Genomic DNA, 10,758 nt, shown 5'->3' on the forward strand with positions numbered 1-10,758 from the left:
CTCTCCCGAGGTGGTGGCTGTCCGTCAGGAGACGCGGCCCGTCGCCGATCGGTTGCCCACGCCCGGGGTTCAGTTGATCGGGGAGCCGACGATCGCGCGGAACCGGTCGAGGACCGCCTGGTCGCCTGCCACCGACAGGTCCTCGTCGCCGGCGCGGCTCCACAGCCACAGGTCGAGCGCCGCGGCCGTGCCGTCCACGACCACGTCGGGCTCCACCTCGTCGTCCGCGGGCGCCTCGACGACGTGGAAGTCCTCCTCGTCGGCGTACGACGTCCCGCTGTCGGGATCGGTGCCGGAGAAGACGCCGAACCGCACCCAGAACTCCTCGCCCGTGTCGGTCACGTCGACGCGGACCAGGCCCTCGCCGGGCTCCCAGTGGCCCCACGGGGGACACCCGCCGTACATCACGTCCAGGCACTCGTGCACGCCGTCGCTCGCCAGGAGCGGGTCGAGGTCGCTGCGATCACCCGCGGCCAGCTCGGCGTCGACGCGATGGATGAGCGCCTCGTGGGCCTGGCGGCGCAGGATGAAGCCGACCGTGTGGTCGTCGGACCAGTTCCACGCCTCGTCCGCCGGCTTCGCTCCCTCGAGCACGCGCACGAGCCCGGCCGACCACTCGTCGAAGGTCGCGAGCAGCTCGTCGTAGGCCTCCGGGCGCGGTGGATCGCTCTCCTCCGGCCGGGTCGGGCGCGCGGCCACGACCTCGGCCCACCATCGCTGGACCGTGGCGAGGTGCCACAGCAGGTCGGCGGCACTCCAGTCGGGGCAGGAGGGGACGCGCGCCTCCGGGTCGCACGCCGCGAGGACGTCGCGGAAGCGCGCGGACTCGGCGCGGATGTGGTCGAGGTAGGTCTCGGGGGAGAGTCGGGTCACCCCTGCACCGTAGGGGAGCGGTCGGACGGCGCGCGCCAGGATTTCGACCCGATTCGGTCGGACATGCAGTCCGCTGTATAGTCATGCACATGACCGTGTCAGTCGCCGTGGCCGGAGCCAGTGGGTACGCCGGGGGCGAGGTGCTGCGCCTCCTGCTCGGCCACCCCGACGTCGAGGTCGGTGCACTGACCGCCGGCTCCAACGCGGGCGAGCGGCTCGGCGCCCTCCAGCCCCACCTGCTGCCGCTCGCCGACCGGGTCCTGGTGGACACCACTGTCGAGACCCTCTCCGGACACGATGTGGTGTTCCTCGGCCTCCCGCACGGACAGTCCGCCGCCATCGCGCAGGCGCTCGGCGACGACACGGTCGTCGTCGACTGCGGCGCCGACTTCCGGCTGACCGACCCGGGGGAGTGGACCGCGTTCTACGGTGGCGAGCACGCCGGCTCGTGGCCCTACGGTCTCCCGGAGCTGCCCGGCCAGCGCGAGGTGCTGCGCGGCGCGAGGCGGATCGCGGTGCCCGGCTGCTACCCGACCGTCTCCACCCTCGCCATCGCGCCGGCGATCGGGGCGGGTCTCGTCGAGCCCGACGTCACCGTCGTCGCCGCCTCCGGCACCAGCGGGGCCGGCAAGGCCGCCAAGCCGCACCTCCTCGGCAGCGAGGTGATGGGCAATGCCAGCGCCTACGGCGTCGGCGGCACCCACCGGCACACGCCCGAGATCGTCCAGAACCTCAGCGCCGTCCACGGCGCGCCCGTGCAGGTCGGCTTCACGCCGCTCCTCGTCCCGATGTCCCGCGGGATCCTCGCCACCGTCCAGGCACCCCTGCTCGACGGGGTCGACCTCGCGGGAGTGCGCGACGCCTACGCATCGGCGTACGACACCGAGCCCTTCGTGCACCTGCTGCCCGAGGGCCAGTGGCCGCAGACCCAGTCCGTGCTCGGCTCCAACGCCGTCCAGGTGCAGGTGGCCGTCGACGAGCGCGTACGACGTCTCGTGGCGGTGGCCGTGGTCGACAACCTCGCCAAGGGCACCGCCGGAGCCGCCGTCCAGTGCATGAACCTCGCCCTGGGCCTCGACGAGGCCACCGGGCTCTCCACGATCGGACTAGCACCATGACCACCACCACTCCGAAGGGCTTCACCGCGGCCGGCGTCGCGGCCGGACTCAAGTCCACCGGCGCCAAGGACCTCGCCCTGGTCGTCAACCACGGCCCCACCTTCGACTCCGCCACCGTCTTCACCGCCAACCGCTGCAAGGCCAACCCGGTCCTCTGGAGCCAGGAGGTCGTCAAGGACGGCACGGTCAAGGCGGTCGTCCTCAACTCGGGCGGCGCCAACTGCTACACCGGTCCCGAGGGCTTCCAGACCACGCACGCCGTCGCGGAGCGGGTCGCGTCCGGCCTGGGCATCGGTGCGGTCGACGTCGTCGTCTGCTCCACCGGGCTGATCGGTCTCGCCAACGACCGCGACGACCTGCTCGCAGGTGTCGACGCCGCCACCGCAGCGCTGGCCGCCGACGGCGGTCAGGCAGCCGCCGAGGCGATCATGACCACAGACTCGGTCAGCAAGACCGTCGTCGTCGAGGGCGCCGGCTGGTCGATCGGCGGGATGGCCAAGGGCGCCGGAATGCTCGCGCCCGCGCTCGCCACGATGCTCGTCGTGATCACGACCGACGCGGTCGTCCCTGCCGCCGAGCTGGACGCCGCGCTGCGTGCCTCGACACGGGTGAGCTTCGACCGGCTCGACTCCGACGGCTGCATGTCGACCAACGACACCGTCACCGTGATGGCGTCGGGTGCCAGCGGCATCACGCCGACCCCCGAGGACTTCACCGCCGCGCTGACCCAGGCGTGCACCGACCTCGCGATGCAGCTGCTCAAGGACGCCGAGGGCGCGGACCACGAGATCGCCATCACCACCCTCCACGCCGCGTCGGAGGACGAGGCCGTCGAGGTGAGCCGCAGCGTGGCCCGCAGCAACCTCTTCAAGGCCGCGGTCTTCGGCAACGACCCCAACTGGGGACGCGTCCTCGCCTCGATCGGCACCACGAGCGCCCAGTTCGACCCCGCCGACCTCGACGTCGCGATGAACGGCGTCTGGGTCTGCCGGCAGTCCACCCCCGCCGAGGACCCGGCGACCGTCGACCTCACCGGCCGCGAGGTCAGCGTGACCATCGACCTCAAGTCCGGCGACGCCCGCGCGACCGTCTGGACCAACGACCTCACCCACGCCTACGTCCACGAGAACAGCGCCTACAGCTCATGATCGAGACCGGTTCAGACCCCAGCCCCGGCCCGACGCGGCCCGACCCCGCCAAGGCGCGCACGCTCGCGGCAGCACTGCCGTGGCTCAAGCGCTACCACGGCCAGACGATCGTGGTGAAGTACGGCGGCAACGCGATGACCGACGATGCCCTCAAGGTCGCCTTCGCCGAGGACATCGCGTTCCTGAGGTTCGCCGGCTTCAAGCCGGTCGTCGTCCACGGCGGCGGCCCACAGATCTCGAAGATGCTCGACCGGCTCGGCATCGAGTCGGAGTTCCGTGGCGGCCTCCGGGTCACCACGCCGGAGGCGATGGACGTCGTCCGGATGGTGCTCGTCGGCCAGGTGCAGCGCGAGCTCGTCGGCCTGATCAACCAGCACGGAGCCCTCGCGGTCGGGCTGTCCGGCGAGGACGCCGGCCTCTTCACCGCCGAGCGCACCAACACGGTGGTCGACGGCGAGGAGGTCGACCTCGGCCTCGTCGGCGAGGTCGCGGAGGTCCGCCCCGAGGCCGTCCTCGACCTGATCGAGGCCGGTCGCGTGCCGGTCGTCAGCTCGGTGGCGCCCGACGCCAACGGACTCGTGCACAACGTCAACGCCGACACCGCCGCGGCTGCCCTCGCGATCGCCCTGGGCGCCGAGAAGCTGATGGTCCTCACCGACGTCGAGGGCCTCTACCGCGACTACGGCAAGTCCGACGACCTCATCCAGGAGATCAGCCCCGAGGCCCTCGGTGAGATGCTGCCGTCCCTCGACGCGGGCATGATCCCCAAGATGCGCGCCTGCTACGAGGCCGTCGTCGGGGGAGTGCCGCGCGCCACCGTCGTCGACGGGCGCGAGCCGCACGCCGTGCTGCTCGAGATCTTCACCGACGAGGGCGTCGGCACCCAGGTGCTGCCCGGTGCCGCCACCAAGCTGCGCAAGCCCTACCCGAAGGCGGAGGACGCATCGTGAAGTCACCCCACGACGTGAGCGCGATCCAGGACCGCTACGCCGGCGCGGTCATGAACACCTTCGGCCCGCCGGCCCTGGCCCTCAGCCGCGGGCAGGGAGCCCACGTGTGGGACGCCGACGGCAAGGAGTACGTCGACCTGCTGGCGGGCATCGCCGTCAACGCCCTCGGTCACGCGCACCCCGCGCTGGTCGAGGCGGTGACGACCCAGCTGTCGACCCTCGGCCACGTCTCCAACTTCTTCGCCACCGAGCCCCAGGTCTCCCTCGCGGAGCGGCTGGTGTCGCTCCTCGGGTGGGGTGAGGAGGCCCGCGTCTTCTTCAGCAACTCGGGCGCCGAGGCCAACGAGGCCGCCCTCAAGCTCACCCGGCGCACGGGCCGCACCCGGATCGTCGCCGCCGAGGGCTCGTTCCACGGCCGCACGATGGGTGCGCTCGCGCTCACCTCCAAGGCCGCCTACCGCGAGCCGTTCGAGCCGCTGCCCGGCGACGTCACCTTCGTGCCGTACGACGACGTGGCCGCGTTGGAGGCAGCTGTCGACGACACCGTCGCCGCGATCGTCCTCGAGCCGGTCCAGGGCGAGGCCGGCGTCGTGGTGCCGTCACCTGACTACCTCGCTGCCGCGCAGCGCATCGCCCGCGACCACGGTGCGCTCCTCTGGCTCGACGAGGTGCAGACCGGCATCGCCCGCACCGGTGCGTGGTTCGCCCACCAGCTCCTCGACGGCATCGAGCCCGACGTGGTCACCGTGGCCAAGGGCCTCGGCGGTGGCATCCCGATCGGCGCCACGGTCGCCCGCGGGGAAGCGGCGACGCTGCTCCAGCCCGGCAACCACGGCACCACCTTCGGCGGCAACCCGATCGCCTGCGCAGCCGCGCTCGCCGTGCTCGACACGATCGTCGCCGACGACCTGCTCGCCGCGACCCACGCTCGGGGGGACCAGCTCGCCGCCCTGCTGGCGAAGCAGCCCGGTGTCGTCGAGGTGACCGGTGCCGGACTGATGCGCGGCGCCGAGCTCGACGGCCCCTACGCGACCCACGCCGTGGCCGCGGCCCGCAGCGCCGGCTTCATCCTCAACGCCACGGGACCGACCCGGCTGCGCTTCGTCCCGCCGCTGGTGATCAGCGCCGACGACCTCGACGCCCTCGACGCCGCCCTCCCGCAGATCCTCGACGACGCCCGCACCGGGGCGCAGGAGACTCCATGAGCACCCGCCACTTCCTCCGCGACGACGACCTGTCGCCCGCCGAGCTGATCGAGGTCCTCGACCTCGCCGACCGGATGAAGGCCGAGCCCTTCGACCACAAGCCGCTGGCCGGCCCGCGGACCGTCGCGCTCGTCTTCGACCGCCCGACCCTGCGTACGCAGGTCTCCTTCGCGGCCGGCATCGCCGAGCTCGGCGGCAACCCGATGACCGTCGACGGCGGCCTCGCGGCGATGGGTTCGCGCGAGGGCGTCGAGGACGTCGGACGCGTCCTCGGCCGCCAGGCCGCAGCGATCGTGTGGCGGACCGCGCACCAGAGCGACGTGGTCACCATGGCCGAGTACGCCGGCGTACCCGTCCTCAACGCCCTCACCGACGAGTTCCACCCCTGCCAGCTGCTCGCCGACCTCCAGACGGTCCGCGAGCACAAGGGCCGGCTCGCCGGCGTCCGGGCCGCCTTCGTCGGCGACGGCGCCTGCAACATGGGCAACTCGTGGGTGCTCGCCGGTGCGAGTGCCGGGATGCACGTCGTCATCGGCGCGCCCGACGGTTTCACCCCCGACGCCGGGGTGGTCGCCAGGTCGCGGGAGATCGCCCAGGACACCGGCGGCTCGATCGAGCTCACCGCCGACCCCGTCGAGGCGGTCACCGGCGCCGACGTCGTGATCACCGACTCGTGGGTCAGCATGGGCCGCGAGGAGGAGTCCGCGGACCGGCTCCGGATCTTCCCGCCCTACGGTGTGACCGAGGAGCTGCTCGCCCACGCCGACCCGGAGGCCATCGTCATGCACTGCCTGCCCGCCTACCGCGGCAAGGAGATCGCCGACGAGGTTATCGAGGGCCCGCAGTCGGTGGTCTGGGACGAGGCGGAGAACCGCCGGCACGCGCAGAAGGCCGTGCTCACCTGGCTCATGGACCGCCCATGACGGCGTTGACGCCCCTGACGAAGGGCGCCCGCCACCAGCGGATCGTCGAGATCGTCACCACGCAACCGGTGCGCTCGCAGACCGAGCTCGCCGACCTGCTCGGCGACCATGGCGTCCACGTCACCCAGGCGACGCTCAGCCGCGACCTCGTCGAGCTCGACGCGGTGAAGGTGCGCGGAGCCGACGGCGCGCTCGTCTACGCCGTGCCGGGGGAGGGCGGCGACCGTTCCGTCGTCGGCCCCCGCGACAGCGCCGCCGGCCGCGACCGCCTCGCCCGGCTGTGCGCCGACCTCCTCGTGAGCGCCGAGGCGAGCGCCAACCTCGTCGTGCTGCGTACGCCGCCCGGCGCCGCGCAGTTCCTCGCCAGCGCCTTCGACAAGGCCGACCTCGGCGACGTCCTCGGCACCATCGCCGGCGACGACACCCTCCTGGTCATCGGTCGCGACCCGCTCGGCGGCGACGCCCTCGCGCAGCGGTTCCTCGACCTGGCCAACCACCACACGCCCTCCACCGAAGACAAGGACACCAACTCGTGAGCAAGGTCCTCACCTCCCTCCCCGTCGGCGAGCGCGTCGGCATCGCGTTCTCCGGCGGCCTCGACACCTCGGTGGCGGTCGCCTGGATGCGCGCCAAGGGGGCGGTGCCGTGCACCTACACCGCCGACATCGGCCAGTACGACGAGCCCGACATCTCCGGCGTACCGTCCCGCGCGATGCAGTACGGCGCCGAGCTGGCGCGCGCGGTCGACTGCAAGACGCAGCTGGTCGAGGAGGGCCTCGCCGCGATCGCCTGCGGCGCCTTCCACATCCGCTCCGGCAGCCGTATCTACTTCAACACCACGCCGTTGGGCCGCGCGGTCACCGGCACGATGCTGGTGCGGGCGATGCACGACGACGGCGTCAACATCTGGGGCGACGGCTCGACGTTCAAGGGCAACGACATCGAGCGGTTCTACCGCTACGGCCTGCTCGCCAACCCCGACCTGCGGATCTACAAGCCGTGGCTCGACGCCGACTTCGTCACCGAGCTCGGCGGCCGGCACGAGATGAGCGCTTGGCTGACCGAGAACAACCTGCCCTACCGCGACAGCCAGGAGAAGGCGTACTCCACGGACGCCAACATCTGGGGCGCGACCCACGAGGCCAAGACCCTCGAGCACCTCGACGTCTCGCTCGAGACCGTCGAGCCGATCATGGGCGTGAAGTTCTGGGACCCGTCCGTGGCGATCGAGACCGAGGACGTCACGATCCGCTTCGACCAGGGACGCCCGGTCGCCATCAACGGCACGCAGTACGACGACGCGGTCGCGCTGGTCCACGAGGCCAACGCGATCGGCGGGCGCCACGGCCTCGGCATGTCCGACCAGATCGAGAACCGGATCATCGAGGCCAAGTCGCGCGGGATCTACGAGGCGCCGGCGATGGCGCTGCTCTTCATCGCCTACGAGCGGCTCGTCAACGCGATCCACAACGAGGACACCGTCGCGCAGTACCACAACGAGGGCCGCAAGCTCGGCCGGCTGCTCTACGAGGGCCGGTGGCTCGACCCGCAGGCGCTGATGATCCGGGAGTCGATCCAGCGCTGGATCGCCTCGCTCGTCACCGGCGAGGTCACCCTGCGGCTGCGCCGCGGCGAGGACTACTCGATCGTCAGCACCAGCGGACCGGCGTTCTCCTACCACCCCGACAAGCTGTCGATGGAGCGCACCGACAACGCCGCGTTCGGGCCCACCGACCGCATCGGCCAGCTGACGATGCGCAACCTCGACATCGCCGATTCGCGTGCCAAGCTCGAGATGTACGCCGCCCAGCCGCTCGACCAGGGCCAGGTGCTGGTCGAGCACGGGACGCTGTTCGGTGCCATCGAGGCCGGCGGCTACGACAAGATCACCGACAACCCCTCCGCTCGTTCCGAGTCGGAGGACGACAGTGCCCTCGACGCAGCAGCGATGGAGTTCGGTACCGACTGATGGCAGACACCCCCGGCACGACCAACGAAGGCTCCCTGTGGGGCGGACGGTTCGCGAGCGGTCCGTCGCCGGAGCTTCAGGACCTGTCCCGGTCCACGCACTTCGACTGGCAGCTCGCGCTCTACGACATCGCGGGCTCGCACGCGCACGCCAAGGCGCTCGCAGCGGCCGGCTACCTGACGGGGGAGCAGGAGTCCGAGATCCACCGCGGCCTCGACGTCCTCGCGCAGCGCTGGACGGACGGCGAGCTGGTCCCGCAGCCGACGGACGAGGACGTCCACGGCGCGCTCGAGCGGCTGCTGCTCGTGGAGGTCGGTCCCGACGTCGGCGGCCGCCTGCGGGCCGGACGCAGCCGCAACGACCAGATCGCGACGCTCTTCCGGGCCTACCTGCTCGACCACTCGCTCGTGCTCTCGCGTCTCGTCGCCGACCTCGTCGACGCGCTGGCCGAGCAGGCCGCCGGACACCTCGACGTGATCATGCCGGGGCGGACGCACCTCCAGCACGCCCAGCCGGTGCTGCTGTCCCACCACCTGCTGGCCCACGCGTGGCCGCTGGTGCGCGACCTCGACCGGCTGGACGACTGGCGGCGTCGGGTCTCCGCCGACTCGCCGTACGGCTCCGGGGCGCTGGCCGGCTCGAGCCTCGGCCTCGACCCGGAGCTGGTGGCCGCCGAGCTGGGGTTCACCGGGTCCACGGCCAACTCCATCGACGGCACCGCGGCCCGTGACTTCGTCGCCGAGCTCGCCTTCGTCCTGGCGCAGGTCGGCGTCGACGTGAGCCGGCTCGCGGAGGAGGTCATCCTGTGGTCGACGCGGGAGTTCGACTTCGTGACGCTGCACGACTCCTGGTCGACGGGGTCGAGCATCATGCCGCAGAAGAAGAACCCCGACATCGCCGAGCTCGCCCGCGGCAAGGCCGGCCGCCTCATCGGCAACCTGTCCGGGCTCCTGGCCACGCTCAAGGCGCTCCCGCTGGCCTACAACCGCGACCTCCAGGAGGACAAGGAGCCGGTCTTCGACTCCGTGCAGACCCTCGAGGTGCTGCTGCCGGCGTTCACCGGGATGGTCGCCACCCTGACCTTCAACACCGCCCGCATGGCCGAGCTCGCACCACAGGGCTTCTCCCTGGCGACCGACGTCGCCGAGTGGCTCGTCCGCGAGGGCGTGCCGTTCCGCGACGCCCACGAGCTCGCCGGAGCATGCGTACGCCGCTGCGAGGAGCTCGGCTGCGACCTGCCCGACCTCACCGACGAGCAGCTCGCCGCCATCTCGCCGCACCTCACGCCCGACGTCCGCTCGGTGCTGACGGTCGAGGGCTCCGTCGCGTCGCGGTCCGGACGCGGTGGCACCGCGCCGGTCCGCGTGCGCGAACAGCTCGACGAGCTGCGGGCCGCATCGGCCGGGCACCGTGGGCGACTGGGCTGAGGGCGACCCGCTCGAGGTCGCGCCGCGACTCCTGGGCGCGATCCTCACGCACGGCGGCGTCTCGCTGCGGCTGACCGAGGTCGAGGCGTACGCCGGGCCGGCCGACCCCGGCTCCCATGCCTACCGCGGCCGGACCGACCGCAACGCAGTGATGTTCGGTCCGCCCGGCCACCTCTACGTGTACTTCGTCTACGGCATGCACCACTGCGCCAACCTCGTGACCGGTCCCGACGGCGACCCCGGTGCCGTGCTGCTGCGGGCGGGGGAGGTCGTGGCCGGCCTCGACCTCGCGCGCGAGCGTCGTCCCGGTGCACGCGACCGCGACCTGGCGCGTGGTCCGGCCCGGTTGTGCCGCGCACTGGGGATCGACCTCGACGACAACGGCGTACGCCCCACGATCGCGCCGGCACCGGGGGAGCGGGTCGACCAGATCAGCACCGGCCCGCGCGTGGGGCTGCGGCACGCGGCCGACCGACCCTGGCGGTTCTGGATCACCGGCGAACCGACGGTGAGCACCTACCGCCCGGCAGCACCGAGATCTCGTGCAGGCCGCTGACCTGCGGTTATGCGTGGAAGGCACCCCCGGTTTGGCACGGCCCGCGGGGAGGGTCTAATGTTCTTCCTGTCGCCGCAAGCGGCGCCGCTCCCCGGCCAGAAGGTTGGATGGAACGGAGACCAGCTGCGACCACACCGAGCGCCAGACTCACGAGTTTGACGGTGAGCCTCACGCCCGGTAAGTTTCTGCAGGTTGCCCCGCGACCGGACCGGCCCAGCCGGCGAGGATCGGGTGCGTCTGATTTTTGAGAACTCAACAGTGTGTTTGATTAGTCGACGAATTAGTTTGTTTTGCCCCGTTGACATGGTTGCTTGCTGGTCCTTTGTGGGTTGGTGGGTGATGGTGTTGATGGTTTCTTTGACAATGATTCTGACAACATGTCAGTTTCGTCGGTCAGGGGATGTGGCTCTTATTGATTGTCGCCTGGATGTCTGCCGCCTTTTTGGGGTGGTGGTGTTTGGGTGTTTTTTTCGATGGAGAGTTTGATCCTGGCTCAGGACGAACGCTGGCGGCGTGCTTAACACATGCAAGTCGAGCGGAAAGGCCACTTCGGTGGTACTCGAGCGGCGAACGGGTGAGTAACACGTGA

10 protein-coding genes and 1 rRNA gene are annotated in these 10,758 nt (G+C 71.3%); 10 read left to right on the forward strand and 1 reads right to left on the reverse strand.

Annotated elements, in window-relative coordinates:
• Nucleotides 1-69: 69 nt before the first annotated feature.
• The gene (locus JI751_RS09670; protein WP_201935775.1) at nucleotides 70-873 is read right to left on the reverse strand and encodes a maleylpyruvate isomerase family mycothiol-dependent enzyme; all 804 of its coding nucleotides are present in this window, start codon (nucleotides 871-873) and stop codon (nucleotides 70-72) included.
• 89 nt (nucleotides 874-962) lie between these two features.
• On the opposite strand from JI751_RS09670, the gene argC reads away from it, so the two are divergent.
• From argC to JI751_RS09720, 10 genes are all read left to right on the forward strand, one after another.
• Nucleotides 963-1,991, forward strand: a complete 1,029-nt coding sequence (gene argC, locus JI751_RS09675) for an N-acetyl-gamma-glutamyl-phosphate reductase (RefSeq protein WP_201935776.1) — start codon at nucleotides 963-965, stop codon at nucleotides 1,989-1,991.
• On the forward strand, nucleotides 1,988-3,139 hold the full coding sequence (gene argJ / locus JI751_RS09680; protein WP_201935777.1) for a bifunctional glutamate N-acetyltransferase/amino-acid acetyltransferase ArgJ: 1,152 nt from the start codon (nucleotides 1,988-1,990) through the stop codon (nucleotides 3,137-3,139). The genes argC and argJ overlap by 4 nt, the downstream gene beginning before the upstream one ends.
• Entirely contained in the window at nucleotides 3,136-4,089 is a 954-nt protein-coding gene (gene argB / locus JI751_RS09685) for an acetylglutamate kinase (protein ID WP_201935778.1), read from the forward strand. Before argJ ends, argB begins: the two co-directional genes overlap by 4 nt.
• Nucleotides 4,086-5,294, forward strand: coding sequence for an acetylornithine transaminase (locus JI751_RS09690; RefSeq protein WP_307814051.1), 1,209 nt, complete (start codon nucleotides 4,086-4,088; stop codon nucleotides 5,292-5,294). Before argB ends, JI751_RS09690 begins: the two co-directional genes overlap by 4 nt.
• Nucleotides 5,291-6,217, forward strand: a complete 927-nt coding sequence (gene argF / locus JI751_RS09695) for an ornithine carbamoyltransferase (protein WP_201935779.1) — start codon at nucleotides 5,291-5,293, stop codon at nucleotides 6,215-6,217. The genes JI751_RS09690 and argF overlap by 4 nt, the downstream gene beginning before the upstream one ends.
• Nucleotides 6,214-6,753 (forward strand): arginine repressor, encoded by a 540-nt coding sequence (locus JI751_RS09700; RefSeq protein ID WP_201935780.1) that lies wholly within the window; start codon nucleotides 6,214-6,216, stop codon nucleotides 6,751-6,753. The genes argF and JI751_RS09700 overlap by 4 nt, the downstream gene beginning before the upstream one ends.
• A complete protein-coding gene (gene argG / locus JI751_RS09705) occupies nucleotides 6,750-8,186 on the forward strand; it encodes an argininosuccinate synthase (RefSeq protein ID WP_201935781.1) in 1,437 nt (478 codons plus the stop codon). The genes JI751_RS09700 and argG overlap by 4 nt, the downstream gene beginning before the upstream one ends.
• Complete coding sequence (gene argH / locus JI751_RS09710) at nucleotides 8,186-9,613, forward strand: argininosuccinate lyase (protein ID WP_201935783.1); 1,428 nt, start codon at nucleotides 8,186-8,188, stop codon at nucleotides 9,611-9,613. The genes argG and argH overlap by 1 nt, the downstream gene beginning before the upstream one ends.
• A complete protein-coding gene (locus tag JI751_RS09715; RefSeq protein WP_201935785.1) occupies nucleotides 9,597-10,169 on the forward strand; it encodes a DNA-3-methyladenine glycosylase in 573 nt (190 codons plus the stop codon). Before argH ends, JI751_RS09715 begins: the two co-directional genes overlap by 17 nt.
• Nucleotides 10,170-10,639: 470 nt before the next feature.
• A 16S ribosomal RNA gene (locus JI751_RS09720) occupies nucleotides 10,640-10,758 on the forward strand; the annotation flags it as partial.

Source organism: Nocardioides baculatus (assembly GCF_016735675.1).
Taxonomy (GTDB): Bacteria; Actinomycetota; Actinomycetes; order Propionibacteriales; family Nocardioidaceae; genus Nocardioides; species Nocardioides baculatus.

What these genes read in the sequence shown, in the direction of transcription:
- argF (WP_201935779.1), top strand. Translation starts at nt 5,291, where the DNA reads ATGAGCACCCGCCACTTCCTCCGCGACGACGACCTGTCGCCCGCCGAG.
- JI751_RS09700 (WP_201935780.1), top strand. Translation starts at nt 6,214, where the DNA reads ATGACGGCGTTGACGCCCCTGACGAAGGGCGCCCGCCACCAGCGGATC.
- argJ (WP_201935777.1), top strand. Translation starts at nt 1,988, where the DNA reads ATGACCACCACCACTCCGAAGGGCTTCACCGCGGCCGGCGTCGCGGCC.
- argC (WP_201935776.1), top strand. Translation starts at nt 963, where the DNA reads ATGACCGTGTCAGTCGCCGTGGCCGGAGCCAGTGGGTACGCCGGGGGC.
- argB (WP_201935778.1), top strand. Translation starts at nt 3,136, where the DNA reads ATGATCGAGACCGGTTCAGACCCCAGCCCCGGCCCGACGCGGCCCGAC.
- argH (WP_201935783.1), top strand. Translation starts at nt 8,186, where the DNA reads ATGGCAGACACCCCCGGCACGACCAACGAAGGCTCCCTGTGGGGCGGA.